General features: G+C 69.6%; 21 protein-coding genes and 1 pseudogene. 5 read left to right on the forward strand and 17 right to left on the reverse strand.

What is annotated here, in order from left to right; all coding sequences use genetic code 11:
* Positions 1-48: 48 nt before the first annotated feature.
* From thrS to ACIO5E_RS32060, 4 genes are all read right to left on the reverse strand, one after another.
* On the reverse strand, positions 49-1,293 hold the full coding sequence (gene thrS / locus ACIO5E_RS32045; RefSeq protein ID WP_400674651.1) for a threonine--tRNA ligase: 1,245 nt from the start codon (positions 1,291-1,293) through the stop codon (positions 49-51).
* A 200-nt stretch (positions 1,294-1,493) separates the two neighbouring features.
* Entirely contained in the window at positions 1,494-2,216 is a 723-nt protein-coding gene (locus ACIO5E_RS32050; RefSeq protein ID WP_400674654.1) for a leucine-rich repeat domain-containing protein, read from the reverse strand.
* A gap of 616 nt (positions 2,217-2,832) precedes the next feature.
* Complete coding sequence (locus ACIO5E_RS32055) at positions 2,833-3,264, reverse strand: hypothetical protein (RefSeq protein WP_400674656.1); 432 nt, start codon at positions 3,262-3,264, stop codon at positions 2,833-2,835.
* A 115-nt stretch (positions 3,265-3,379) separates the two neighbouring features.
* The gene (locus tag ACIO5E_RS32060; protein ID WP_400674659.1) at positions 3,380-3,796 is read right to left on the reverse strand and encodes a WD40 repeat domain-containing protein; all 417 of its coding nucleotides are present in this window, start codon (positions 3,794-3,796) and stop codon (positions 3,380-3,382) included.
* Positions 3,797-4,034: 238 nt separating this feature from the next.
* Here ACIO5E_RS32060 and ACIO5E_RS32065 point away from each other — a divergent pair, with 238 nt between their 5' ends.
* From ACIO5E_RS32065 to ACIO5E_RS32075, 3 genes are read left to right on the forward strand one after another with little or no spacing between them, the layout of a single operon-like run.
* Positions 4,035-5,216, forward strand: coding sequence for a tyrosine-type recombinase/integrase (locus tag ACIO5E_RS32065; protein WP_400674662.1), 1,182 nt, complete (start codon positions 4,035-4,037; stop codon positions 5,214-5,216).
* Complete coding sequence (locus tag ACIO5E_RS32070) at positions 5,213-7,681, forward strand: tyrosine-type recombinase/integrase (RefSeq protein WP_400674663.1); 2,469 nt, start codon at positions 5,213-5,215, stop codon at positions 7,679-7,681. Before ACIO5E_RS32065 ends, ACIO5E_RS32070 begins: the two co-directional genes overlap by 4 nt.
* Positions 7,681-8,217: a DUF6262 family protein gene (locus tag ACIO5E_RS32075; RefSeq protein ID WP_400674665.1), complete on the forward strand. Its 537-nt coding sequence runs from the start codon at positions 7,681-7,683 to the stop codon at positions 8,215-8,217. The genes ACIO5E_RS32070 and ACIO5E_RS32075 overlap by 1 nt, the downstream gene beginning before the upstream one ends.
* Before the next feature lie 203 nt (positions 8,218-8,420).
* Here ACIO5E_RS32075 and ACIO5E_RS32080 read toward each other — a convergent pair whose 3' ends face one another.
* The 4 genes and pseudogenes from ACIO5E_RS32080 to ACIO5E_RS32095 all read right to left on the reverse strand — a co-directional run.
* Positions 8,421-9,242: a hypothetical protein gene (locus ACIO5E_RS32080; RefSeq protein ID WP_400674668.1), complete on the reverse strand. Its 822-nt coding sequence runs from the start codon at positions 9,240-9,242 to the stop codon at positions 8,421-8,423.
* A 9-nt stretch (positions 9,243-9,251) separates the two neighbouring features.
* On the reverse strand, positions 9,252-11,381 hold the full coding sequence (locus ACIO5E_RS32085; protein WP_400674671.1) for a serine/threonine-protein kinase: 2,130 nt from the start codon (positions 11,379-11,381) through the stop codon (positions 9,252-9,254).
* Positions 11,378-12,421 carry a PQQ-binding-like beta-propeller repeat protein gene (locus ACIO5E_RS32090; RefSeq protein WP_400674967.1) on the reverse strand — a complete coding sequence of 348 codons (1,044 nt, stop codon included), beginning with the start codon at positions 12,419-12,421 and terminating at the stop codon, positions 11,378-11,380. Before ACIO5E_RS32090 ends, ACIO5E_RS32085 begins: the two co-directional genes overlap by 4 nt.
* A gap of 372 nt (positions 12,422-12,793) precedes the next feature.
* Positions 12,794-13,663 (reverse strand): annotated as a pseudogene (locus ACIO5E_RS32095) (serine/threonine-protein kinase); the annotation flags it as partial.
* A gap of 320 nt (positions 13,664-13,983) precedes the next feature.
* Between ACIO5E_RS32095 and ACIO5E_RS32100 the strand changes: the two are divergent.
* Positions 13,984-14,595, forward strand: a complete 612-nt coding sequence (locus ACIO5E_RS32100; protein WP_400674672.1) for a hypothetical protein — start codon at positions 13,984-13,986, stop codon at positions 14,593-14,595.
* 202 nt (positions 14,596-14,797) lie between these two features.
* On the opposite strand, the gene ACIO5E_RS32105 is transcribed toward ACIO5E_RS32100, so the two are convergent.
* From ACIO5E_RS32105 to ACIO5E_RS32145, 9 genes are all read right to left on the reverse strand, one after another.
* On the reverse strand, positions 14,798-16,039 hold the full coding sequence (locus ACIO5E_RS32105) for a hypothetical protein (protein ID WP_400674970.1): 1,242 nt from the start codon (positions 16,037-16,039) through the stop codon (positions 14,798-14,800).
* A gap of 38 nt (positions 16,040-16,077) precedes the next feature.
* A complete protein-coding gene (locus ACIO5E_RS32110) occupies positions 16,078-16,776 on the reverse strand; it encodes a hypothetical protein (protein ID WP_400674675.1) in 699 nt (232 codons plus the stop codon).
* 294 nt (positions 16,777-17,070) lie between these two features.
* Positions 17,071-17,388 carry a hypothetical protein gene (locus ACIO5E_RS32115; RefSeq protein ID WP_400674676.1) on the reverse strand — a complete coding sequence of 106 codons (318 nt, stop codon included), beginning with the start codon at positions 17,386-17,388 and terminating at the stop codon, positions 17,071-17,073.
* A complete protein-coding gene (locus tag ACIO5E_RS32120; RefSeq protein ID WP_400674678.1) occupies positions 17,385-17,687 on the reverse strand; it encodes a hypothetical protein in 303 nt (100 codons plus the stop codon). The genes ACIO5E_RS32115 and ACIO5E_RS32120 overlap by 4 nt, the downstream gene beginning before the upstream one ends.
* Positions 17,684-18,007 (reverse strand): hypothetical protein, encoded by a 324-nt coding sequence (locus ACIO5E_RS32125; protein WP_400674680.1) that lies wholly within the window; start codon positions 18,005-18,007, stop codon positions 17,684-17,686. Before ACIO5E_RS32125 ends, ACIO5E_RS32120 begins: the two co-directional genes overlap by 4 nt.
* A gap of 271 nt (positions 18,008-18,278) precedes the next feature.
* On the reverse strand, positions 18,279-19,553 hold the full coding sequence (locus ACIO5E_RS32130) for a multicopper oxidase family protein (RefSeq protein WP_400674682.1): 1,275 nt from the start codon (positions 19,551-19,553) through the stop codon (positions 18,279-18,281).
* A gap of 334 nt (positions 19,554-19,887) precedes the next feature.
* Positions 19,888-21,348 carry an APC family permease gene (locus ACIO5E_RS32135; protein WP_400674685.1) on the reverse strand — a complete coding sequence of 487 codons (1,461 nt, stop codon included), beginning with the start codon at positions 21,346-21,348 and terminating at the stop codon, positions 19,888-19,890.
* Positions 21,349-21,601: 253 nt separating this feature from the next.
* A complete protein-coding gene (gene lpdA, locus ACIO5E_RS32140; RefSeq protein ID WP_400674687.1) occupies positions 21,602-23,008 on the reverse strand; it encodes a dihydrolipoyl dehydrogenase in 1,407 nt (468 codons plus the stop codon).
* A 275-nt stretch (positions 23,009-23,283) separates the two neighbouring features.
* The gene (locus ACIO5E_RS32145) at positions 23,284-24,825 is read right to left on the reverse strand and encodes a M28 family peptidase (RefSeq protein WP_400674973.1); all 1,542 of its coding nucleotides are present in this window, start codon (positions 24,823-24,825) and stop codon (positions 23,284-23,286) included.
* Between the two features lie 241 nt (positions 24,826-25,066).
* On the opposite strand from ACIO5E_RS32145, the gene ACIO5E_RS32150 reads away from it, so the two are divergent.
* A complete protein-coding gene (locus ACIO5E_RS32150; RefSeq protein ID WP_400674689.1) occupies positions 25,067-25,243 on the forward strand; it encodes an antitoxin in 177 nt (58 codons plus the stop codon).
* Positions 25,244-25,513 lie beyond the last annotated feature (270 nt).

Genomic DNA, 25,513 nt, shown 5'->3' on the forward strand with positions numbered 1-25,513 from the left:
GGATCACCGACCGGGCCCGTCCGGGACAGCATTCAGGCCCCGCCCGGATCAGCGCCCGGGGTCGTCCTGCCCGGGGGCGTCCGCCCACAGCTCGGCGCTGCACGCCGCCACCAGTGCGCCGATCCTGGCCCAGGCCTCCTCCGCGGGCAGCGGTTCGAGCCGGCGGCCGTCCCGCAGCCGCAGCGCGACCAGGTCGTCCGCGGCCTCCTTGGCCCCGATCACCGCCTGGTAGGGCACCAGCCGCGCCGCCCGGATCCGGGCGCCGAGGCTGCCGTGTTCGGGCCCGGCGACCTCGGCGCGCAGTCCCAGGTCGAGGCAGCGCTGCCGCAGCCGCTCGGCCTGCGGCAGTTCAGCCTCGGAGACCGGCAGCAGCACCACCTGCGCGGGGGCCAGCCAGGCCGGGAACGCGCCGCCGTAGAGCTCGATCAGGTGGGCGACCACCCGCTCCACGCTGCCGATCACGCTGCGGTGGACCATCACCGGCCGGTGCTTGGCGCCGTCCGGGCCGATGTAGTGCAGTCCGAACCGCTCGGGCTGGTGGAAGTCGATCTGCACGGTCGACAGGGTGAACTCGCGCCCGGCGCCGTCGGCGATCTGCACGTCGATCTTCGGTCCGTAGAACGCGGCCTCGCCCTCCGCCGCCTCGAACGGCACCCCGGAGCGCTCCAGGACGTCGGTGAGCAGCGCGGTCGCCCGCTCCCACAGGGCAGGATCCGCCACGTACTTGCCGCCCGCGCCGGGCAGCGAGAGCCGGTAGCGGACGGGTTCCACGCCGAGCGCGCGGTGCGCCTCGCGGATCAGCTCCAGCGCGGCGACGGCCTCGTCCGCGGCCTGCTCCGGGGTGCAGAACACGTGCGCGTCGTTCAGCTGGATCGCCCGGACCCTGGTCAGCCCGCCCAGCACGCCGGACAGCTCGGAGCGGTACATGCCGCCCAACTCGGCCATGCGCAGCGGCAGTTCGCGGTAGCTGTGGGGGCGGGAGCGGAAGATCAGGGCATGGTGCGGGCAGAGGCTCGGCCGCAGCACCATCTCCTCCGAACCCAGCTCCATGGGTGGGAACATGTCCTCGCGGTAGTGCGCCCAGTGGCCGGAGATCTCGTACAGCTCGCGCTTGCCGAGCACCGGCGAGTACACGTGGCGGTAGCCGGCCCGCCGCTCGCGTTCGCGGATGAACTCCTCCAGGGTGTGCCGGATCGCGGCGCCGTCGGGCAGCCAGTAGGGCAGGCCGGAGCCCATCAGCGGGTCGGTGTCGAACAGGTCGAGTTCGCGGCCGAGCTTGCGGTGGTCGTGCATGAGGGGTCTCCACTCGGGTGGGCGGGCGAGTGGACCGGAAACGGCGAAGCCCCGGGGCACTCGCCCCGGGGCTTCGGACTAGGTCAGCAGTCAGCGCGCCGGGACTCTCTCCGGCGTCGTCGTGGCGAGTGCAGCGCGCTTCATGCCGTCCACGGTAGCAGGGCGCCGACCGCCGCGGGCGATCTTTACGGCGTGCCCGCTCAGTGCAGGACCACGCAGCCGCGTGCGTCGAGCTCACCGAGCAGTTGCGGTGAGGGCCGCACCTCGTTCCACCGCAGGTCCAGCTTCTCCAGTGCGGGCAGCTCGGCCAGCCAGCGCGGCAGTTCGGTGATCCGGTTGCCGCGCAGGTCAAGTCGGCGCAGCAGCGGCAGCCCGGCGAGCACCGGCGGTACCTCGGCGAACGCGTTCTCCCGCAGGTCGAGTTCGCGCAGGCCGGCGAGCCCGCCGAAGGTGTCCGGCAGGGCGGTCAACCGGTTGCCGCGCAGCCAGAGTTCACGCAGTCCGGCCAGGCCGCCGAGGCTTTCGGGCAGCTCCGCGAGTCGGTTGTGCTGGGCGCGCAGCTCGACCAGAGCGGCCATCTCGCCGATGGTGGCGGGGAGTTCGGAGAGTCGGTTCTCGCCGACGTTGAGGTAGCGCAGCGCGGTGAGCCGGCCGAGCGTGTCCGGCAGAACGGTCAGCGCGTTGTCGTGCAGGTAGAGGAAGTCGCCGAGCGCGGTCAGGTCGCCCAGCTCGGCGGGCACCCCGGTGAGCCGGTTGTGTCCGAGGTCGAGGGTTCGCAGCCGCCGCAACCTCCCCACCTCGGAGGGCAGTTCGGTCAGGCCGGTCTCGGCGAGGATGAGCACGGTCAGGTCGGTCCGGTCCCACACGTCGGTCGGCACCGCGCCCAGCGGCCGGCGCCAGAGGTTCAGCGTCACGTCTGTCACACCGGCCATTCTCCCGCCGCCGCTCCGGGGCGACGGGCCGACGAGGACTAGGGGGCCGACGGGGCCGACGGACGGACGCACGAAGCCGGGGCAGGGATGCCTACACCCCCACGGCGCCACGGCCGCGGGGCGCCCGCGCCGTCGGCAGGATCGAACAGGCGGTCGACGACGCGGTGCAGAAGCTCCCGGGGAGCACCGGCGCGGTCGCGGCGGCCCAGCGCGGGCCGTACCGGTCGGCGGCCCGGCGCACCAGCTCCGCTCCGGGCGGGGCGGTCGGGGCGGGAGGCGTGGCACGTGGGCCATGGCCATGCAAGCAGCGCGAGCGCGTTCCTGCAGGACGTTCTGCACTTCGTGGATCACGCGACGCGTGGAGTGCCAGACTGTCCGCCGGATCGTCGATCACCGATAGGCCCTGATGGTCGGGTAGCTCGTGGATGAGATTCCCCCGGCCACCCGACTAGCAGTGCGCCCGCCGGTACGTCGAAGCCGTTGCCCAGCAGCGCACCGGCACTTCCTGGCCGGGAGACCCGACTGGGAGCTCACGAGGGCTGGACCGCGTGCTATCGCACCTACCCGGTGGCCGCCATGGCGCTCGCTCCTGGCGGTGCGGGGACGCTCAGTTCTGACCGCTTTCGCCGATCTTCATGTCGCGACCAGCTTGGTAGTTCCGGCCGTGCCCCGATGCCGTAGCTTTCTGATGGACAGTCACCGTTGGCTGTCCGGAGAGATCTTCTCGGCGCTGCAGACTCTCCACGAGTTGCCGCAGTCGCTCCTCGAATCCGGGATTGGCCTCGGCTGCGTCTGCTACCGCATCGCTCACCCGCCGCAGCGTCCGCTCGTCCACCTCACCATCGTGGCTCTGGGCCTGGGCCGCCAGCCTTGCCAACGCTGGATCGTCACCGAGCCATTCGGTGAGCAGATCGTGAACGGAGTCCAGCCCAGCGTCCAGCGCCCGCTCCACCTGTGCGTCTGCCTGGGCTCCCACCCGCCGCAGTTTGCGTACCCGGTACCCGACTGCGGCCCCCGCCAGCAATTCGATCCCCGTCATCCTTCTCCTCCTCCCATCGCACCCGAGCCCTTGCCGGTCGGCGTGCCCCGCGAGTCCCCGCCCAAGCATGCCCCGACACGACCATGAGCACCCAGCAATTCAGGAACTCTCGGGGTCATCCGCAGGGAGGATTGAACGGCAGCCCCGGGATGTATCGCTGCCACACCTGCCGGGTGAGGATGTTTCTGGTGTTGGTGCAGATCTGCTGGATGGCTCGGTCGGTATTCATCTCCCACAGCCTTAGCGTGCCGTCGACTCCGGCGCTGGCCAGGGTGTGTCCATTGGAGCTGATCGCCACCGTCTCGACGGCGCCGCTGTGGCCGGTGAGCGGTCGACCCAGCGGGGCGGGGTGGCCCGGGTCGGTAAGGCCCCAAAGCCGTGTCGTGCCGTCCAATCCGGAACTGGCCAGAGTGTGTCCGTCGGGACTGCGTGCAAGCGATGCGACACCGCTGGTGTGGCCGATCAAAGCCGTGGACAGCGGGGTGTTGGCATCGGCTACCAGGGCTGTGGAGAGGTCCGAGGTCGGTCGCATGCGGTAGCCGACGAGGTCGAGTTGAGCCGCGAGAGAGGCGTCGCTGCTGCGCAGTCCGTCGGCTTCTGCCGTGATCTGGTTGAAGATGGCTACACTTCGTTGCGCTTGGTTCTCCGGGACTCGCTGAGTGTGGCGAGTTGCGGCATCTCGTGTGGGTGATGGGCCGTTGGAGACCGCATCTCTGTGGGTGACGTGGTCGTTGCGACATGTGGCCTACGAGTTGAGCGGAGGACCACGAGTGAAGGCATTCCCCGTGAAGTTGCCGTCCGGCGATGTCTACTGGACTGTGCTGGACGGCCAGTTGGCCATCGTCGCAGAGGCAGATGACTTCTTGCGCCATGTCCGATTCGGCCGGGCCCAAGCCGAGCTGACCACGAAGACGTACGCGGGCTCGATCGCCCTCTACCTGCGCTGGTGTCAGCGCACAGGGCGGGACTGGAGGTCCGCAGCGGTCGACCTGTCCCTGTTCATCACCTGGCTGCGGTACGCGTCCGCGGAGCTCACGGGCGTCGAGCCGCCGACCGGCGGCACCGCGATGGTGCTGACGGGGCCCGGGATGAAGCCGCAGCGTGGTGGTGCCCGGATCGAGAACGTCCTGGTCGGCGTCCGGACCTTCATGCGCCACGCGGTGAACACCGGCAGCGTGCCCAGCGCGGTTCTCTCCCAGCTCTATGAGCTGGCCGACACCCGTGACCTTCCCCTGGAGGCACAGGGCGAAGGTGACCGCATGGCCTACCGCCTACGTGCCCAGCATCGCGTCAGCGTGCCCCGCGCACGTCGGGACCGTGCTGCCGACGAAGAGGTGCTGGCTCTCCTGAGAGCCTGCCGACTGGCGCGGGACCGCTTCATCGTGTTGCTGTTGGCCCGTGCGGGCCTTCGCCGGGGCGAAGCAGCTGGGCTGCGTCGGGAGGACATGCACTTCATGCCGGACTCGTCGGCGCTGGGGTGCCAGGTGCGCGGCTCCCACGTCCACGTGGTCCGCAGGGCAAACGCGAACGGGGCTTGGGCGAAATCGGTACGGGAGCGTTGGATCCCCGCCGACTGGCTGGTCGTCCAGGCGCACGACCAGTACGTGCTCGAGCGTCTGTCCTTTCCGCACGGGGAGCACAGCGACTTCGCTCTGATCAACCTCTTGCGGGGCCACCTGGGGGCGCCGATGTCCCCGGACGGTGTGACGGAGTTGATCGAGAGACTGGGCCAGCGGGGCGGGGTGGACCGGGCCGTGACCGCCCACATGCTCCGACACGGCTTCGCCAGCAACGTGGGTGACAGCGGCGGCACCGTCGACGAGATCGCGCAACTGTTGGGCCACTCACAACTCTCCAGCAGTGAACCGTACTTGCACCCGGCCCAGCATCGGATCCGCGAGGCCGTCGAGCGTGTCCCCTCGCCGGTCGATACTTGGGGAGCCCTGCGATGACCCGGGGCTCCAGCGCCCTCACCGCCCCCGCGCTGGCCTCCGAGCGGGACGAGGACCTCGCCCAATGGTTCTGGGCCCTGGTGAGGCCGGACTTCCCCGCGGAGATCGGCTTCGACCGCGCCCTCAACATTCTTCAGCCGCCGCCCGACCACCCACTGCTGGGCTGGTCGGAATGCCGAGTGCGGGACTGCGATGTCGTGGTCCTGTCCCGCGGGATGCTCTGCACATCCTGCGGCCGACGCCTGGCCGACTCCGGGCTCGCCGAAGCCGAGTTCGTAGCACTGCCCCGCCCCGACGGCCGCCGCCGTCGCTCTGTGCGCAACTGCCTGGTGCAGCAGTGCGAACGACCGTGGGTCGACGCCCCGAGGGCCTTGTGCTCGTCGCACCACTACCAGCGGACCATGGTGATTGAGTGCTCGCTCGAGGAGTATCTGGCCCGCACCGACCTGGTCCCCCTGTCCAGCCTCGGCCCCTGTTCCGCCCTCGCCTGCGTCCGCCAGGCCGGCGTCATCAAGTCGATGCTGTGCCACGCGCACAACTGCCGCCTGCTCGACGATCGCCGCACCGACCCCAACCTGGACCTCGGCCTTTGGAGGACGACCCAGACCCCCATCCCCGAAGGCGCCGAGGTCAGCTTCCGGGGCCTGCCCGATCTCGTGGTGGCCCAGCTGATCTACGGCATCCAGCAGCGATGCGCCGACGGCGCCCTCACCACTCACCATCGGTTGCGCAACCTCACGGCCTGGCTGCGCCGCCAGCACACCGTCTCGTTTGAGGGGATTGATCCCCGTCAGGCCGTGGCCGGCGGAATGGATCGGCTCACCCGCGGCCCCCTGACGACGATCACCACCGCCGTCAGACGGGCCCGCCTCACGCCCGAGGGCGAGTATCCGAAGGATCGCTGGGACCTGACCGCCTTCGGGCACTCCGGGACCATCGACTTCAGCGGCCTCACACAGTCGTGGCTGAAGGAGACCGCCAAACGTTGGGCCCGGCACACCGCACCCCAGGCGCGGGGGGAGAAAGCCGGTGGGAACCTGCGCAAACAGGTGAGGGACCTCGGCCTGCTCTCGCAGAGCCTGCGCGCTCGCCCCGATCGCGGCGACTTCCCCCAGGACCTGGGGCGTGAGGACATCGAGTTCTTCCTCAACCGCCTGACCCACCTGCACGCCACCGGCCGGATCAGCGCTTACCACCGTCGCCACGTCATCTACGTGACGGGCAACATCATCAAGCGCATGCGCAGTCTGGGGCTGACGCAACCGGGCGAGCCGATGCACGGACTGTCCGACAACTTCACGATGATCAGGGGTGATCTTCCCGCCAAGCCCGAGCGCAACGAGTCCGGGCAGGACTTGCCCGCCGAAGTCATGCGGCGGCTCTGCGCGGAGCTCGGCCGCATCGAAGAGCGATCCGGTCCGGAGTCGCGGGTGGGGATCGAGTTGCTGATCGACACCGGTCGTCGGCCCGATGAAATCTGCGAGCTGTCCTTCGACTGTCTTGAGCTGGACGGCGACGGCAAGCCGCTGCTGATCTACGACAACCGCAAGGAGGACCGGCCGCGGCGCGAGCTGCCCCTGCACGAGTCCACAGCCGCGGTCATCCGGAACCAGCAGCAATCCGTCAGGGCCCGATTCCCCGGCACCCCCGCGCGGGACCTGAAACTCCTGCCATCGCCCATCCGCAATCCCCGCGGTGAGAAGGCCATCTCCGAGAGCACGCTCAGCACGAACACCCGCATCTGGGTCGATGCGCTCTCGGAGATCACGCTCGACAACGGCTCCGTCTTCGACAAGACGAAGATCTTCCCCTACGCGTTCCGCCACACCTACGCGCAGCGGCATGCCGATGCCGGGGTTCCTGTCGATGTGCTGTCGAAGCTCCTTGATCACGACACCTTGGAAGCCACCCGGGGCTACTACCGCGTCAAGGAGAAGCGCCTGCGTCAGGCGGTCGACAAAGTCGCCCGCTTGCAGTTCGACCGGCACGGCAGTCGCACCTGGCAGCAGGCCAAGGCCGTGCTGGAGGCCCAGCGCAGCCGGCGCTCCATCGGCGAGGTCGCTGTCGCCTTCGGTCGCTGTTCCGAGCCGACCAATGTGACCGCCGGCGGTGGGCAGTGCCCGCTTCGCTTCCGCTGCCTGGGCTGCGACCACTTCAGCACGGACGTCTCCTACCTGCCCGAACTCCGCAGCTACCTGGATGACCTGCTGCGGACCCGCGAGCGGCTGAGCGCGATGTCCAGCGCCGACGATTGGGCCAAGCGCGAGGCCATGCCCTCGGACGAGGAGATCAGCCGGGTCCGGCGCCTCATTCGGCGAGTCACCGAAGACCTGGGTGCGCTGACCGAGCAGGAACGCAGCGAGATCGAGGAGGCCGTCGCAACGGTCCGAAAAACGCGACAAGGCTTCCTCGGGATGCCCCGGATCCGGCAGCCTCTGCCCGACGTCCGACCGGAACGCCCGTGATGACAACCAAGCTGAGCGCCGGTGAACGTCTCGCCCAGGGCCGTCGCGACGACTCCGCCAGGCGCCGGGAACGCGTCCTCAAGGTGATCAACCAGCTGGCGCGCGACGGCGGCACCGTGTCCGTCTCCGCCATCGCGCGCAGCGCCGGGGTCGACCGGAGTTTCCTCTACCGGCATCCGGACCTCCTGGCCCACGTCCACGCGCTGGCCAGCGAGCCACCGCCGACCCCAGGCAAAGGGCCTGCGGTCAGCAGGGCGTCCCTGCAAGCAGACCTTCTCGCCGCCAACGCACGCAGCACCCGCCTTGCCGAGCAAGTCCGACAACTCGAACAGCGTCTGTCCGAGGTACTCGGCGAGCAAGTCTGGCGAACCAGCGGCGTCGGACCGCCCAGCGACATCGACAGACTGCAAGCCCGCATCACTGAACTCGAACAGCAGAACCTCGATCTCAATCTCCAACTGGGCGAAAAAGAAGAGGAGTTGTCCGCTGCGCGGGCCGCAAACCGTGAACTCACCAAGACCATCAACCAGGAATGAATCAGGGAAGGCCACATCCGCAGCCGCTACCGAAGGTGCGAATCACCCCGAAGATAGTTGGCCGTCGAGGCGACTTGGTGCAGCAAACCATCCCCAAACACCCACTCGGCGTCGGTCAAGCCGCCGCCCTGCGCGTATCTCACGCCCAACAGCTACCGGAACCGCCCGGCGCCTGTCAGGCGCACAGCCCCAACATCACCCGATCAGTAGCTGAGTGTGGCCAGCGCGTCGCGGGCGCAGGCGATCGCGGCGGACTCGGCAGTGGACTGAGGGACCGGGCGCATGGCGTAGCCGGACATAGTGGTCGCCTCGTACATGATGGTGACCAGGGCATTGCGCTGCAGTACGACGAGGTTCACCTGACCAATGTCGGAGTCGGTGCTGTAGAAGATGGTGGCCTTGTCTCCGAGGCCGTTCACTGGACGGTCATCGACCAGCTCCTGGCCGGAGGCGGACAACATCGACCGGTCGGTGGCGAGCAGTTCCTGGTAGACGGAGTCGTTGTATGAGTCGAGCTGGGCGCCAACGAAGAGATCGGTGAAGCTGGTGTCGGGCATGCTGGACTGCCAAACCGCGCCCGAGGTCACTGCGCCCGGTTCGGCCGCGTGGGCCTGGCACTTCGCGCCGCTCGCGTACGTGGTGACGGTGGCGGGGCGCAACAGCGAGCAGCCGTCGGCCAGGTGGGTGTAGAGAGCCGTGGGGCTGCCCGTGGCGCTAACAGCGGGGCTCGTGGTGGAGGAGACGCTCGGGGGCGGAGCAGCGGGGCTCGTGGTGGAGGAGACGCTCGGGCGCGGAGCAGCGGAGCTGGCGGCGACCGTGGCTGGCGGGCTGGTGAGTGCTGCAGTCAGGCCGAGTACGAGCGCGGCGCCGCCGGCGCCGCCCGCCACGCCACCGAGCAACCACGTCCAACGTCGGGCGGGCCCGGCGGGCCGCAGGTCGGCCTGGTCGGGAAGGGTTGCCGGGGGCGGTGACACGGGCAGCGCCCGCGTGGCGGGAATCGCGGGCGGGGTATCTTCCATGTCCATGGGCGGGCCTCACGTGTTCTGGAGTCGGTATGCCGTCAGATCACTGCCGTAGCCGAGCAGAAGAGTCGAGCCCTGCATCAGCAGGCGGGGATCTCCCTGCTGCCGGGCGAAATTCTGGTGCCACCGGGAAGAGCCGCTGCCCGCGTCGAGCGCCAGCAGGGTGGCACCCCCGGTGGCAGTGGGTGCCGTGACCAGAAAGAGATTCGCGGTGGCGGACTGCACGGTGGCGGTGCCGTGCGCGGAGCGCCAGGTCCAGACGGTCCGGCCGGCCCGCAAGGCGAGGCCGGTCACCTCGTTCACCCCGCCGAGTGCAAGTACGCCTGCGGCGCTGGCCTGACCGGTGATGGTGTCGGCGCGGGTTCCGTTCCACAGCCGGGTGCCGTCCGCGGGGGCGAAGCCCGCGAGGGCGATCCGTCCGGCGGAGCCCGACGACGACACGGGCGGCAGGCAAGCCAGCAGGCCCTGCTGGAGCGAGAGCGAGCCGTCGTACGCGGCCAGGGTCATCGTGGCCTCGGGTGAGGGCAGCCCGCTCGGTCGGCTCCAGGACATCGTTCCGTCGCGCGCGTTGAGTGCCGCCACCCGTAGATCGGAAGTGAGCGCGTACAGCAGGCTGCCGCCCGGCGGCGCGTACAGGTCCTGGGCGTCGGCCGTCCACCGCTGCGTGCCGGTCGCGCTGTCGAGCGCGGTGAAGTGCCCGTCGTCGCCTGCAGAGGGGGTCGGGAAATCCAGGACCAGCAGGCCCGCCGAGGCCACGGCTTGGGTGCGGTACGAGTAGCCGAGTGCCGAAGTCGTCCAGCGTGCAGCGCCCTTGACCGCGTCGAAGGCGTGGAGCGCACCTGCGGCGTCGGTCACCAGCAGCAGTTCGGGTAACGGCTGGGAGACGGCCTGTGCGTCGGGTACGGCACTGACCGCGTGCCATAGCCGGGTGCCGCTGCGTGCGTCGTACGCCTGGACGCTGCCGTCCGATCCCACCGTCCAGACCCGGCTGCCGTCACTGGTCGAGAGCGCGCCCTGTGCGTCGGAGGTGCTCCACAACTGCCGTCCCACGGAGCGGTCGTAGCTGACCACGCCGGTGCGGTCGGCGCACACCACCACTTGGGCCCCGCAGGCCAGCGGTGTCATCCCGGAGCGGGGTAGCGTCGCCGTCCAGGTGCGACGGGGCAGGTCGCCCGGCTCGGCCGAGCCCTGCCACAGGCCCCAGCCGGTCCCGCCCGCGGCCGCTGCGGCGAGCAGCGTGCCGCCGAGCAGCAGCAGCCGCCGCCGGGTGCCGTTGGGGTCGTCCAGGGCCTGCTGCAGCTCGCGCTCGCGCCGCCGAACGCTGCGCTCGGCCCCGCCCAGCCAGGCGGTGCCGACAGCCGGTCCGTGCCGGAACGCCTCGGTGAGCTCGGCCGGTTGGGGTCGCCGGCCCGGGTCCTTGTCCAGACAACGCACCAGAAGGCCGACAAGCTCCTCCGGTGCACCGTTCAGATGGGGCGGTTCCTCGGCCGAGCGGTACAGCAGAACCGCGGCGGGCCCGTCGCCGAAGGGCGGCTCCCCCGTCGCGGCGAAGGCCAGCACAGCGCCGAGCGAGAACAGGTCGCTGGCCGGAGTGAGTTCCTTGCCCGCGGCGTGCTCAGGCGACATGAAGCCGGGAGTGCCGATGATCCCGCCCGTCGCGGTCAGCGTCGCGTCGTTGGCCGGCTTGCTGATCCCGAAGTCGATGACCCTGGGTCCGTCCCGGGTGAGCAGGATGTTGGAGGGGTTGAGGTCGCGATGGATGATCCCGGCCCGGTGGATCGCACCGAGTGCTTCGACCAGGCCCGCGCCCAGCACCTGCAGTGCGGCGCCGTCCATCTTCCCGTGTCGCGCCACGGCCTGCTGCAGTGAGGGACCGGCCACGAACTCGGTGGCCAGCCAGGGAAGTTCGGCCTCGGTGTCGGCGTCCACAACGGCCGCAGTGGAGGCCCCGCCGACCAGCCGGGCCGCGTTCACCTCCTGGGCGAACCGCCGCCGGAACTCACTGTCGGCCGCGTACTGCTTCTGCACGGTTTTGACCGCGACCGGGCGACCGCTCTCGGTGATGCCCAGGTGGACGTCGCCCATACCTCCCGCGCCGAGGCGCCGCAGGATCCGGTAGGGGCCGATGGTCTCGGCGCTCACGCACTCACCCGGTAGGCGCGCAGCGTGGTGGAGGAAGCGCAGTAGACCATCTGCCCCGAGGCGGCGGTGGTCCACACGTTCTCGGCGGCGCCGCCGCGCGCCATCCAGCGGATCGCACCGTCGGCAGCACTCAACACGGCCACACCGGAGGCCTGTTGAACGACGGGGACGGCGAAGAACCCGTCGCCCGCAGACGGGGCCCGGAAGGAGGTGCCGGCGCCGGTAGGGGTGGTCGCCGCGACGGTGGTGTGCCACAGTCCCTTGCCGGTCGCGGTGTCCAGGCAGTATGCGGTGCCGAATGCCCCGGCCAGCAGTAGCCTGCCCGTGCCCAGCGCACAGCCCAGGGCGACCTCGGGGACGGTCGGGGAGGTCCAGCGCTGTTTCCCGCTTGCCTCATCCAGGGCGAGGACCGTCTGGCCGTGCACGACGAGCAGCAGGTCGGCGGTCCGCACGAGCCGATAGGGCAGGGTGCCGTTTCCCGACGCGGTGCTGGCGGCCTGCCAAAGGATCTTCCCGGTGGCCAGGTCGACCGCATAGGTGACGCCGTTGTCCTGGTAGTAGCAGCGACCGTCGGCGACCAGGCCCAAGTTGCTGCCGGAGCCGCTCAAAAGTTGTTCCGCGCCGCGTGCTGTATAGACCGCATCCGTCTGGGCGATCGCGTGCCGCCACACGTCACGGCCGGTGCCGAGCTCGACCCCGGTGATCACCCCGCCGCCCTCCTCCACGGTCTGGAAGGCCAACACCACCACCTGGCCCTGAGCGCCGAGCACCCGCAAGCTCATCTGGGCGTACGTCTGCTGCGCAGCGGGGACGGTCGAGCCGAGCGGGCTGCTGTGGTTGGTGCCCGCCGAATCCAGCCACGACAGGGTCTGCAGGTCCGCCGACGGTGCGTACAGCAGGCCGCCTGCCTCCTCGACAGCCTGGAAGTCCGGTGCCGAGGACCAGAGTTGGCGTCCCGTCGACGTGTCGTAGCCGAAGGCGCCCTGTCCCTCCGCCCACCAGGCCACGGTGGGGCCGAGCAGTGAGATTTGCGCCTCCATCAGGCCCGACAGCGACTGGGTCCACACCGGGGCGGGCCCGCCCGGCAGCGGGCTCGGTTGCTTGGCGGCGGCACCCCAGGGGTTCGAGGCCTGCCCCACCGTCGCACGATTGCTCGCCGCCTGCTTGCGCCGCTCGAGCAGCAGCGGTACGCCAACCGCGCTGGCCGCCACCGCGCCGATCCCGGCCCCGAGGCCGAGCAGGCCGCGGCGGGTGAGCGACTGCCACTTGCGCACGGGCAACGCGGGCGGATCAGCGGGCGGCGCGCCCCGGTCGGCCTCAGCCTGCCGCTCCCTGGCGTCGAGGTCGGCGAGCAGCCACGGGCTCAGTACTGCCGCCGGATCGGCTGGGGCCAGTGCGCCCAGCACGGCCATCACGGTGGGCCGCTGTGCGGGGTCCTTGGCCAAACAGGAGGCCACCAGGGGGAGCAGCGAGGCGGGCACTCCGGAGAGGTCTGGCTCCTCGTACACGACCCGGTGGTTGACGTGTGCGGGTTCACCGTCGCCGAACGGCGTGCGGCCGGTGAGTGCGTACACCAGTAGGCAGCCGAGCGAGAACACATCGGCCGCGCCGGTGGTGGCGGAGTCGGCGACGATGCGTTCAGGGGCCACGTAGCCGGGTGTGCCGCACACCATGCCGGTCCGGGTCAGGTGTGCGGCGTCGAAGGCGCGGCTGATCCCGAAGTCGATGACGCGCGGACCGTCCCGCGCGATGAGCACATTGCCCGGTTTAAGATCACGGTGCACCAACCCAGCCGCGTGGATCGCGGCCAACGCCTCGGCGAGGGCCGCTCCCAGGGCCCGTGTTCCCGTCTCGCCGAGGGTGCCGAACCGCAGGACAACCTCGCCGAGGTCCGGCGCAGGTAAGTAGGACGTGGCCATCCAGGGCCGGCGACCGCGCGGTTCCGCGTCCACCACGGGTGGCGTGTGAAAGCCGGTCACCCGCCGCGCGGCCTCGACCTCCTGCCGGAAGCGCCGCTGGAACTGCGGGTCCTCGGCGTACTCAGCCCTGACCACCTTCACCGCGAGCAGTCTCAGCCCGGGTGAGCGGGCCAGGTACACCTCCCCCATCCCACCCTCGCCCAACGGCCGCAGCAACTGGTGCGGGCCCACGAACACAGGCTGCTGCGTCCGTATGCCGTCGGTCTTCCTGTCGGCAGCCACCAAGCCTCCCCCGACCGTGTTGCCGTCGTCACAGACAGACACAGTGGCACATACAACTCGTCCGGCGACACCGTTTCGCACATGGCCTGCCGTCCCACCGACGCCCGGGCACGCTGCTGGAGCTCACCCGGGCCGCGAACCTGGTTGGCGCGAGCCGGATGGCACCGTCTGCGGCCGTGTCGCGGTCCGCACTTGATGTCCGCGGCGACCGCAGCAACGACCCCAGCGAGGTGGTCAGCCTTGTGATGGTAGCTGGCGACAGCGAAGTCGCCGACGACGTCGGCGGCGTGCGAGCAGGAGGAGGGGAGCCTGCCCCCCGAGACAGTACGTACGGCGTGTCCGGCCGCCCTCAACTTTGAGAAAGCCCTGACACGTGGCCACCCATCCGTGAGGATGCCCGTATGGCAGACAGTGCAGAGCTCTTCGGACTGATCGGCGTACTCGGGGGAGCCGTATTGGGAGCGGGGGCCACCACGTTCTCGTCAGCACTTCAGACCAGAACGGCGGAACGCATCCGACGACGCTCGCGTGCCGAGGAGGAGATGCGTCGGCTCATCGTCTTGCGCAAGAGCACCCGGGAGGCGCTGAAGTACCTGTCGGACGCGGTGGAAGGACTGGAGTCTGGCCGACCAGACTCCAGAGACGAGTTCATGGCCGGCTGGCAAGTAGCACGAAACGCCGTCACGGATGCGGCGGACACTTCCACGATCGACGGATTCGGCCTCCCGCAGTCCCCCAGCAGCGAGGAGGCCATGCGCGGGTTGCAGCGCTCGCGCCGATGGAGGTGGCCTCGCCGACGCCAGCAGAGCCCATTTCAAGGCCACCCAGGCATCGTCATCTCGCTGGATGCGGCCGGCTTTGCTGTGGGTGAAGCGCTTCGTACCCAGGGTCTTGGCACTGCCTTGGGCCAGGAGGACATGCGGCGGCTACGAGAGCTGGTGACTCGCGTGGAAGAGGGTCGCTCGGTAATGCTGGCTACCCTTCTGGACCGGATGGAAGACCTGCAGGACTGACTCTGTGTAAGTCCGGTTGCTCGGACGTATTCCGAGCACGGTAAACGGCAGGCAGGGCGAGATAGACGATGCCCGCCGTCAGCATCAGGTGCGCTGCACCGGGGAGATCCACCGCTCGACTCACGTTGCACCTAACGCAACATCGTTGCATCGATTACGCGCGCCAGTCCTGACCCTGGGCGAGGGGGCCGGCCCCCAGAAATCAGCAGGTCGGGACACCGAACGTTGGATCCGATGCAACTGTGAAGCTTTCACCATCTTCGAACGTTCTTGCCGGAGGGGCTGGCGTGCGGGCTCTCCGGGGTTCTCGGGCTGGCTGTGTCAGCGGCTGACTTCGAGGTTGGTCAGGACCCAGTAGCCGCGCACTGACCTGTCCACCACACCTGTTGCAGGAGGACAGCAGCCTATGAAGCCCCATGACCAGGGCGGACAGAGCACACCGCCGACAGAACAACCCAACGAGCCCCAGAGAAGCTGGTACAGTGCCGCGTTGCTGGAAGGCGATTGCGGCGGCTCCGGAAGCGACCAGAGCCAGCGCGGCCAACAGGGCTGTCACCGTGTGGCGGAGCCTCACCGCGCGGTGCCCTTGCCGTGTTGAGGCGGCGAGGAACGCGGACACGGTAGGGTTCACGGGGTCTGCACGGGGGGTATTGGTCCACGTTTTCGCCGCCTCTAGTCGGCTTCCCCGATACAACAGACCACCGTCGCGGTGGCTGCGGATCCAGGCGCTGGCGGCCTCCTCGAGTTCCTGGCGTAGAACGTGGCCGGCCCGATCGGTGTCGATCCACTGGTGCAAGCGTCGCCAGGCGCGGAGTAGCACCTCGTGAGTGATGGCCACGCTGCCCTGCTCACGAGTCAGCAACCGGGCACGCGTGAAGGCGTCAATCACCGTTGCGGCCACGGCGGGATTGTCGCTGCGGTTCAGAAGGTCTGTGTAGGGCAGCCCCAATCGGCTGTGCTCACCGTCATCGCCGATCTTGACCAGGCGCAGGAAGCGGGTGCGCACGACCTGTTGGCCGACAAGGTCCAGGCTGGTAAAGAGGCGTTCCGCGGTGGCGGCGACGGCGTGGGCGATACCGCCAGTGGCCTGGTAGCCCTCGACTGTCAGGGCCGTACCGTGTTTCTGCTGCCAGGTGGTCCGTAACGCGTGTGCAAGCAGTGGCAATCGCCCAGCACCTCGGACACCCACCATGCCGGCGCCGATATCGGTACTGGCGCCACTGCCAGCGCCATGCGGAGCGGGCGTCCCGAGGTCGCGCAACAACAATTCGACCAGGCCCGGTTCAATCTCCAGCCCCACCGCCCTGGCTGGGGACAGGATCGCTTCCCGCAGGCTGGTCTCGCCCATCGGCCCCACCAGGATCTGGCCGTCCTGCAACGCCGCTCGCAGCTGGGGGAACTCAGCGCAAGGCGAGTAGAAGTCTGAGCGCAGCCCGTAAATCACCAACGCGACCGGGCTCTCTCCGTCAGGGCCGGGACTGGCTAGGGCGCCGAGCCGGCAGCGGGCAGCGCACCAGCGGCGATCGCAGGCAGTAGCCCGGCTCTCAACAGGGACGACTTACCCGCCCCAGAGGGGGCTACCACAATCAGTGCCCCGCCATTCGCCAGGCGTTCGTCCAGACGCATCAACAGTTCCGCTGTCAGCTCGTCGCGTCCGAAGAACCACTGAGCCTGGTCTGTACCGAAGGCTGCCAAGCCCGGATAGGGACACTCCCCGGGTACTGCGCCCTCGTTCCGAAGCACGCGCCGGGACCTGCGCACGCTGTCCTGATAGTGCAGATGGAGATCTCGGCCGGCCTGGTACACCCGCCCGCGCCCGGCAACCGTCGCAGACATGACCAGCGACCTTGTCGCCAACTGCTCGTGCGCGGGCAGGACCGGAGTCAGCCCCTCATGAAGCAGCCCCAGCAGCCCATCCATCAGGGCCGGGGCCGCCTGCAACAAGAGCTGCAAGCGGATCTGCCAGTCCGCCACCAAAACTCGCTCCGCATTCGTGTCCCCCGCCTGGCGAGCAGCCACGAGCTGGTACCGAGCCTCAGCGAGATCCGCTCCAATCGTCTCGGCCTGCTCCGGGCTCGCCCGGAGCCACCATCCGACGGCCGCGGACCTGGCCCGCTCCCAATCATCGGTGGCCATCGCACCTACCAGCGCACTCCCCGCTGCCAGCACGATCGGATCCATCTCCGTCCCCCTCGTGTGCGCGACAACCCGCCCCCGAACGGCAGATCGACACCATACGCGCGCTGATGCGGTCGGCCCGTTCTGTTGTCGGCTGCCCACCAGCCCAGAACTACCCGGAAACCATTGGTAGTTGAACGTCGAACTCCGGTTGTCTCGGGGCAGACAGTTGGCCTTGCAGCTATGTCGACACTGGGGCCAGCTGCGGCACCATCAGCTGCTGAGCGTTGGAGCTGGCTGGGGATCGCTACCGCCAGGCTCGACGAATACGGGTAAGGCGGTCCCTTCCGAGGGCATCTACCCAGGGCAGCGGCCTCCATCCGGGGGTGGTGTGCGTGTGATTTCCAGGAGTTCGGCTTCCAGTTCGGCGATGCGCCGGTCGGCGAAGCGGGAGTTGTCGCGTGCGGCGGACAGCCGGTCCTTGAGGGATCGGTTATCGGCTGTCAGTGTCCTGACCTGCTGCTCGAGGTCCGCTGCGCGGGTGGTGAGGTGGACGATGTCGTCGGGCTGCCAGGGAGTGGTCAGGTCGCGGACCTGTCCGAGGAGCCGGCCGATCTGGTGGCGCTGGTCGCGGATCTCCGTCTGGGTTGCTTTGAGGGCGTCCTCCGCGTTCATTGCCCGCTTGCGCCAGGCTGCTTGTTGTTCGGCGGCCGCGGTCCGCCGGGCTTGGACGCGGCGGCCGGCGGCCTTGTCGATAGCTGCCTGGACCAGGGCACGTGGTTCGGGCGCTCGCAGCGGAAGGTGCGGGAGGCGCCGGATTCGCGGGCGACCGCGGCGGTGGAGATCGCCGTCCCGGCTTTGAGCATGCGCTCAGTGGCGGTCTGGATGCGGTCCAGCATCGCGCGGGTGCGTTCCTGACGGGCCAGCGGGGCCTGCTTGATAGGTGGAGCGGGTGGCGGCTCGGTAGTGGTCATGCCGTCAGTTCCTCGGATTCGATGGGAAGGGCGGGTCCGAGCGTGTCCGGGTCGTTCAGCGTCACCAGTTCGGTGACGCGGAAGGCGGTGGACCAGGTGCGGTGGAAGCAGTCCTGAGGACGGCGGAGGTCCAGGGCGAGGGCGTCCTGGCGCAGGCCGAGGTCGGCCAGGGCGCGCTCAAGGCCGTCGATCGCCTGCGCGGTGGGAGCGAAGACCTGGTGGAGGTAGTCGGCGGTGGCGTCGTCTGGGGCGCGTTCGGCAAGGGATCGCCACTGGTCGCGCTTGCGGCGCCAGTACAGCAGGTCGGTGCCGGACAGCACGAGCTCGTCGCAGCTGTGGCAGTTCAGCTTCCAGGAGCCGGTCCCGCGCGCCGTCCGGCAGCATCTTCGGGTGACGCCGACGGTGCGCCGGCGGAGCCAGCGGATGCACCAGGCCGCCCGGTTCCATGATTGTGTACGACACCCTGCCGCCACGATGAACGATCTCCTGAACCCTCAGAGGGCGGTAGGTGAGTTGACGCCCGTTATGCCCTTTCGGTTGGGGGAAGCGGCCTGGTCGCCGACTCGCGGGGCGGCTAGGGCCGGAGCCGCGTCACTCGACGATCTCCAGTACTGCCATCATGCCCGCGTCCTCGTGGTTGAGGATGTGGCAGTGCAGGACGGTCTTGCCGGTGTAGTCCTTGAAGTGCATCCGGATGACGAACTGGCCCATGGCGGGGACGCTCGCAACGTCCTGCAAGCCGTGCCCCTGGTGCGGAAGGCCGTTGATGCTCATCAGCTGGAAGTGGTTGGTGTGCACGTGGAAGGAGTGTTCCTCGTTGCTGTCGTTGCGAATGGTCCACTCCTCGACCGTGTTCAGCTTGGCCTGGATGTCCACCCGGTTCATGTCGAACTGCTTGCCATTGATGTAGAACTCGGTGCCGTCCTTGTTCTCGGAGAACACGATGGTGCGCCGCGCGGCGACCGGCGCCTGGCTCAAGTCCACTGTCGGTGCGAAGGACGAGGTGGGCAGCGCCGTCGCCTGCGCGGAAGGTCCCTCGGAGACCAGGGTGGCCAAGGTCGCCTGCGGGAAGGAGTTGCCGGCCGGTCCGGTGCTGTACGCGAGCGTCTGCAGCTGGGAGCGACCGGGCGGACCGCCTTGCACAAGGACATCGAAGCGGGCGCCGGCTGCGAGGAGGAGCGAGTCGGCCGTCCAGATCCGGTCGACGGGGGTGCCGTCGTGGGCGATCACATGGAACTGCTGTCCTTGCAGGTGAACGTTGTAATAGATGTTGGCACTGATGTTGGCCAGCCGCCAGAGCTGGGTCTCACCCGGCCGGATGGGGATGGTCGGGTTCAGCTGGCCGTTGACGGTGCGGTTGGTGGTCCCGCCGATGTGCAGGCCCTCGGTCTTGACGGAGTCGCCCTGGACTTGGAAGTCCTTGAGGCCGATGACGTGCTCGGTGATGTTGCGCAGGTTCGCCGGAAGGTACTGCTGGAGCCCCTCGACGATCAGGATGCCCGACATGCCCCCCGAGACCTGCGGCGCGGAGATGGGGTCCGCGTGTGAGTGGTACCAGTAGGTGCCGGCTCGCAGCGTGGTCGGGAACTGGTACGAGTAGTCGAACGTCTGACCGGGATTGATTTTGATGAAGATGTTGTCGGCGTTTCCGCTCGGCGACACATGGAGCCCGTGGACATGCAGGTTGGTGACCTGGTCCAGTGTGTTCCTCATGGTCAGGTCCAGCTTGTCCCCCGGATGGATCCGCAGCGTCGGCGGCATGTAGCCGCCGTTGTAGGTGAGGGCCCACAGCTTGTGGCCGCCCAGGTCCACCTGCCGCCTCTCCACGACGAGTTCCACCCGCAGTACCCCGTCGTGGCTCACCATCTGCGCCGGTTCCTGCAACGGGGAACCCTCCGCAAACGACAGCGACTGCGAAGAAGGGGGCGACTCCGAAGCCGCTCGGCCACCGACGCAGCCGCTCATCAGGGTGGCGAGGGCAACGACCAGGGCGGCGACAAGGAAGGAAGGCTTGGAACGGGAACGCATGACACCTCCGTCTATGGGCACCCACGCCACGCGTAGCTCACCCTCAGCAAGCACCCGGCTGAAGCAGTCCGCGACCCGGGTGGGCCGTTCGAACGACAAGGCCCCCGGCGCCCCCCTTGACGGCTCGTCCGGTCACCACGCCGAGGCCGGACGGCCGGCCCGCCCGCCCGGCCTAGCCGGCGGGCTCGGCGGCGACCTCGGCGTTCTGGGCGGTCAGGTACTCCTCGCGGATCACCTTCGGCCCGAACGGCCAGGCGCCCTCGACCCTCGACCACACCAGGTAGGCGAGGCCGCCGAGGCCGACCCAGGCCAGCGACCACTCGATCGGGTGGACACCCGGGTTGGCCTTGTCCGCGTAGCCGTAGATGACCAGCCAGCCGACGGCGGCGACGACGCCGGGCAGCGGGTAGAGCACCATCCGGTACGGGCGGGCGAGTTGCGGCTGCCGCCTGCGCAGCACCGTGACGGCGGCGATCTGGGCGAGCGCCTGGACGATCACCATGACGCTGGTCAGCAGGGTGATCAGGACGGTCAGCGGCGGGTGCTCGGCGGAGCTGCCGATGTGCCGGGCGAACAGGAAGCCGGCGGCGGTGACGGCGCCCATGACCACCAGGCCGACCGCCGGGAAGCCGTGCCTGGGGTGCAGCCGGCCGAAGGCGCGGAAGAACATCCCGTCGCGGGCCGCGTCGTACGGCACCCGGGACCCGCCGAGCAGGCCCGTGTAGACGGAGGCGAAGGCGGTGATCAGGATCAGCACCGTCACGGTGTCGGCGGCGCCCTTGCCCCAGGTCTTCTCCAGTACGGCGGAGGCGACCGATTTGGAGGCCACGTTCCCGGGGTCGAGCATGTCCTTCCATTCGATCACGCCGAGCACGCCGATCTGCATCAGCAGGTAGATGCCCATGATGGCGATGATCGAGAAGATGATGGCGCGCGGCATCACCCGGCCCGGGTTCCTGATCTCCGCGCCGAGGTAGGAGGCGGTGTTGTAGCCGAGGTAGTCGTAGATGCCGATGGTCAGGCCGGCGGCGAAGCCGATCCAGAACTGTCCGTGGGTGAGCTCGATGGCGTGGGCGGGCCAGTCGAAGGCCATCGAGGGGTGGAAGTCGGTGAACGAGGCGACGATCACGGCCGTGACGGAGACGATCATCACGGCCCACATCACGACGGTGATCCGGCCGATGTTCTCGACCCTGCGCCACAGCAGCAGCACGACGAGGGCGAGGATCGCGACACCCACGGCGTCGCCCTGACCGGTCGTCATGTCCGGCCACAGGTAGGCCAGGTACTGCACCAGGCCCTGGACGCCGGTGGACATGATCAGCGGGATGAAGAGCATCGCCGTCCAGACGAACAGGAAGGGCATCAGCCGCCCGCTGCGGTACTGGAAGGCCTCGCGCAGGTAGACGTAGGTGCCGCCGGCGCCGGGCAGCGAGGCGCCGAGCTCGGCCCAGACCAGGCCGTCGACCAGGGCCAGGACCGCGCCGGCGATCCAGCCGACGACGGCCTGCGGACCGCCGAAGGCGGCGACCATCAGCGGGATCGTGACGAACGGTCCGATGCCGCACATCTGGCTCATGTTGATCGCGGCGGCCTGGAAGAGGCCGATTCTCCGGGTGAAACCTGAGGACACGGGTGGCTCCGGGAAGGTGGGGGGAGACAACGCGCGCACAGGTGGCCACCGGGAACGCGGAGTTCAGGATCCCGACCGGAGCACCGACCGTCAATAGTCATAGTTAGGAAACTTTCCCAAACTTGGGCGGCGGCCCCGCGGGCACCGACGGCGCCGGACACATCGAACGGCGCATCGCACCGATCGGCCGGGGCGCGAAAGCGGAAAGGCCCGCCCGGAAGTCCGGGCGGGCCCTGCTGCCGTGCGGTCCGCGTCACATGTTGATCATGTGACCGGCGAGGCCGTGGATGGCTTCCTTGACCGCCTCGCCGAGGGTCGGGTGGGCGTGGACGTTGCGGGCGACCTCGTGGACGGTCAGGTCCCACTGCTGGGCCAGGGTCAGCTCGGGCAGCAGCTCGGTGACCTCGGGGCCGATCAGGTGGGCGCCGAGCAGCTCGCCGTGCGTGCCGTCGCTGATGACCTTGACGAAGCCGATCGGGTGGCCTAGGCCGTGCGCCTTGCCGTTGGCGGTGAACGGGAACTTGGCGACCTTGACGTCGTAGCCGAGCTCCCGGGCCTGCGCCTCGGTGTAGCCGAAGGAGGCGATCTGCGGCTGGCAGTAGGTGGCGCGCGGGATCATGGCGAAGTCGACCTCCATGGTCTCCGCCCCGCCGATGGTCTCGGCGGCGATCACGGCCATCGTCTCGGCGGCGTGGGCGAGCATCAGCTTCGCCGTCACGTCGCCGATCGCGAAGATGTGCCCGGCGCTGGTGCGGCCGCGGCCGTCCACCGCGATGGCACCGCGGTCGGTCAGCTTGACGCCGGCGTTCTCCAGGCCGTAGCCGTTGACTCGCGGCGCGAAGCCGATCGCCTGGAGCACCTTGTCGGTTTCCAGCACCTGCTGCTGCCCGTCCTTGGTGACGGTGACCTTGACCTTGCCGTTCGGGTCGCTGTCGTCGATCGACTCGACCCGGGTGGAGGTCAGCACCTCGATGCCGAGCTTGCGGTACTGCTTGGCCAGTTCGGTGGAGACCTCGACGTCCTCCAGCGGCACCATGCGGTCCAGGAACTCGACGATGGTGACCTTGACGCCGTAGTTGTGCAGCACGTACGCGAACTCGACGCCGATCGCGCCGGCGCCCGCGATGATGATGCTCTCCGGCAGCTGCTCGGTGAGGATCTGCTCCTCGTAGGTGACCACGCGGTCGCTCAGGCTGGTGCCGGGCAGCAGTCGGGTGGTGGCGCCGGTGGCGATGATGCAGTGGTCGAAGGTGACCACCGCGAAGCCGCCGCCGCTGAGCGCGACCTGGAGGGTGCGGTCGTCGACGAAGGTGCCCCGGCCGTCGTACTCGGTGATGCCGTTCTTCTTCATCAGGTAGTGGACGCCCTTGACCCGGCCGTCGGCCACCGAGCGGCTGCGGCGGAAGGCCTCGCCGAAGTCGAAGGTCACCTGGCCCTCGACCTTGATGCCGAAGGTCTTGGCCTCCTTGGTGAAGATGTGGGCGAGCTCGGCGTTGCGCAGCAGGGCCTTGGAGGGAATGCAGCCGACGTTCAGGCAGACGCCGCCCCAGTACTTGGCCTCGATGACGGCGGTCTTGAGGCCGAGCTGCGCGGAACGGACGGCGGCGGTGTAGCCGCCGGGGCCGGCGCCGAGGACGACGACGTCGTAGTGCGTGCTCATGTTGCTGACTCCTCCGAGGGTGTCACGGTGTCGTGATCTCGGTCCCATGGTGTCAGGACCGGGTTCGCCGCACCCACCGGGTCTCGGCGGATGCGCTCCGCGCGGCACCGTACCCGGCCGGAGCCGGATTGTCAGTGGCGTGTGCCATGGTGCTCGACATCCTCGCCCGCCAGGGGCGAGGTCCGAGGGGAGAGCCGAATGGGGGATCAGTACGGCCGCGGCCACCGGGGCGGGTGGGCCCGCCGCCCGAGGACGGCAGCGGGCCCACCCGGGCGTCAGGCCGTCACCTCGTGGGCGTGGCCCCCGCTCATACCGCCGCCGCCACCCGCCTGGCCGGCGGGGCGTTGCGGCGGCACGGGTCGATTCAGCGAGGAGAGGTCCCAGGCGTAGGTGCCGACGGCGTGCGCGATCACGTCGATGTTGACGTCGAAGGCGTCCATGTCGATGTTGCCCAGGTTGTCACAGGCCTTGTGGTAGCAGGCGTCGAAGGCCACGCCCGCCGTGCCGCCGTAGCGGTCCTCCTGTTGCGGCGACTTGATCTTCTCGGCGCCGGTGTCGGTGCCGCCGGCCGGGATGCCCGCGTCGATGAACGGGCCGTAGTCGGAGCGGCCGTCGAAGGCGGCCGGCTCGTGCGGCAGACCTCGGCCGTCCAGGTAGCCGGTGAGGTCCCGCTCGATCTGCGCCGAGCCCTCGGGGCCCGCGCCGCCGCCGGTGCTGCCGGAGCCGTCGTAGACGAACTGCGCGTAGTTGGGAGAGGCGATCATGTCGAAGTTGAGGTAGAGCTTGATCTTCTTCCGGTCCGCCTCGGAGAGCGACTTCACGTACGCCTCCGAGCCCTTGAGGCCGAACTCCTCGGCGGACCACCAGGCGAATCTGACCTTGTTCTTCACCGGGTGGACGCTCAGGTTGCGCGCGACTTCCAGGATGCCCGCCGAACCGGAGCCGTTGTCGTTGATGCCGGGCCCGGCCGGGACGGAGTCGAGGTGCGCCCCGACCATCACGGTGTTCTTCTCGTCGCCGCCCCGGGTCTCGGCGATGACGTTCCAGGTCTTGCGCGGTTCCATGAACGTGCGGACGTCGAGGTTCACCCGGACCGGCCCGGCGGCGGCCTTCGCGGCCAGGGCCTCGCCCGCGGCCCGGGTGATCCCGCCGGTGGGGATCCGGCCGGCCGTCGGCTCCCCGAGGGTGCCGTTGAGGTCGCCCTCGGCGTTGTTGTAGATGATCGCGCCGACCGCACCGGCCGTCGCCGCCGCGGCCTGCTTGACCGCGAAGCCGCACCCGCCGCGCTGGATCAGCGCGATCCGGCCGGTGAACGCCCCCGCCGGGTAGTCGGCGGGCGCACACCCGGTGGTGGCGCTGACCGGGACGACCGCCAGGTCGGTGGTCAGGCCCGCGTCCGGACCGCCGACCGAGTACGTCATGGCGATCAGCGGGACGGGCTCGGCCTGCGGGGACAGCACCTGCAGGTGCTGCGTGCGCGCCTCGAAGAAGGTGTACTCGAACTCCTGCCGGGACACCTTCAACCCGGCCCGGCGGGCCTGCTCGTAGACGTAGCGCGCGGACTCGTCATGCCCCTTCGAACCGGCCACCCGGGTACCACCGTTGCGATCCGCTATCCGCTGGAGCGCGGCCAGGGTGTCATGGGCGCTCTCGGCGTCGGAGGCCTCGACCAGCCGCGCGGCCAGCCGCTCGCCGCTGCGCGCCGGGTCCGGGTCGGCGGCCGCGCCACCGGCGCCGACCAGCAGCAGCGGGGCGACCAGGGCGGCGACGGTCAGCGCGGCGCCCGCGCTCCGGACGGTGGCGGTGCGCGGGCGCAGGCCCGGGTGCGGGACCGGTAATGGCGTGGAACGGTCGAGCGGGGTGGTCGGGCGCAGCGGCGGGGCGGTCAGGCGGCGGGTTCGAGGCTTCAAGGCGACTCCTTCCGGCGGTCCGTGAACCCCTGATTTGACAGGACCGGGAACCGCGTTGCCAAGCCCGCCACACCGCTGCGGGATGCGGACCTCGGCGGACACGGTGATCCTGGAGGGGTGGGGCCGTCTCATCCAGGAGTGTGACCACATGTCCATGTTGGATAAGCTCAAGGGCCTGCTGAAGGGCCACGAGGACCAGGCCGACAAGGCCGTCGACAAGGCGGGCGACGCCGTCGACGAGCGGACCCAGGACAAGTACAGCGGCCAGGTGGACGCCGCCCAGGAACAGCTGAAGAACCAGTTCCGCGACCAGCCACCGCAGTAGTGGCAGCCCGCTTCACGCCGTACGCCTGCGGCCCCGGTCCGGCCCGCTCGGCCGGACCGGGGCTCAGCCGTCCCGGTCGATAGCCACGGCCTCGGCCGGCTCGGCTCCGTCCGCGCCCGTGCCGCCCGTTCCGCCCGCGCCCGGTCCGCCCGCGCGGGCTGCCCCGACGGCCTCGGCGCCGCAGTTCTCGCACGGTTGCGGCTCGGGCCGCTCCCGCAGCCGTCCGCACGCCGGGCACACCCGGTCCGGCCAGCAGGCCGACTCCCCGCC

It is taken from the genome of Kitasatospora sp. NPDC087314 (genome assembly GCF_044744365.1).
Taxonomy (GTDB): Bacteria; Actinomycetota; Actinomycetes; order Streptomycetales; family Streptomycetaceae; genus Kitasatospora.

Excerpts from the sequence above, each read along its gene's own strand:
- ACIO5E_RS32120 (WP_400674678.1), bottom strand. The coding sequence starts at position 17,687 with ATGACCACTACCGAGCCGCCACCCGCTCCACCTATCAAGCAGGCCCCG.
- ACIO5E_RS32115 (WP_400674676.1), bottom strand. The coding sequence starts at position 17,388 with ATGAACGCGGAGGACGCCCTCAAAGCAACCCAGACGGAGATCCGCGAC.
- ACIO5E_RS32150 (WP_400674689.1), top strand. The coding sequence starts at position 25,067 with ATGTCCATGTTGGATAAGCTCAAGGGCCTGCTGAAGGGCCACGAGGAC.
- ACIO5E_RS32055 (WP_400674656.1), bottom strand. The coding sequence starts at position 3,264 with ATGACGGGGATCGAATTGCTGGCGGGGGCCGCAGTCGGGTACCGGGTA.
- ACIO5E_RS32110 (WP_400674675.1), bottom strand. The coding sequence starts at position 16,776 with ATGGATCCGATCGTGCTGGCAGCGGGGAGTGCGCTGGTAGGTGCGATG.
- ACIO5E_RS32100 (WP_400674672.1), top strand. The coding sequence starts at position 13,984 with ATGGCAGACAGTGCAGAGCTCTTCGGACTGATCGGCGTACTCGGGGGA.
- lpdA (WP_400674687.1), bottom strand. The coding sequence starts at position 23,008 with ATGAGCACGCACTACGACGTCGTCGTCCTCGGCGCCGGCCCCGGCGGC.
- ACIO5E_RS32060 (WP_400674659.1), bottom strand. The coding sequence starts at position 3,796 with ATGCGACCGACCTCGGACCTCTCCACAGCCCTGGTAGCCGATGCCAAC.
- ACIO5E_RS32130 (WP_400674682.1), bottom strand. The coding sequence starts at position 19,553 with ATGGTGAGCCACGACGGGGTACTGCGGGTGGAACTCGTCGTGGAGAGG.
- ACIO5E_RS32090 (WP_400674967.1), bottom strand. The coding sequence starts at position 12,421 with ATGGAGGCGCAAATCTCACTGCTCGGCCCCACCGTGGCCTGGTGGGCG.
- ACIO5E_RS32080 (WP_400674668.1), bottom strand. The coding sequence starts at position 9,242 with ATGGACATGGAAGATACCCCGCCCGCGATTCCCGCCACGCGGGCGCTG.
- thrS (WP_400674651.1), bottom strand. The coding sequence starts at position 1,293 with ATGCACGACCACCGCAAGCTCGGCCGCGAACTCGACCTGTTCGACACC.
- ACIO5E_RS32070 (WP_400674663.1), top strand. The coding sequence starts at position 5,213 with ATGACCCGGGGCTCCAGCGCCCTCACCGCCCCCGCGCTGGCCTCCGAG.
- ACIO5E_RS32075 (WP_400674665.1), top strand. The coding sequence starts at position 7,681 with ATGACAACCAAGCTGAGCGCCGGTGAACGTCTCGCCCAGGGCCGTCGC.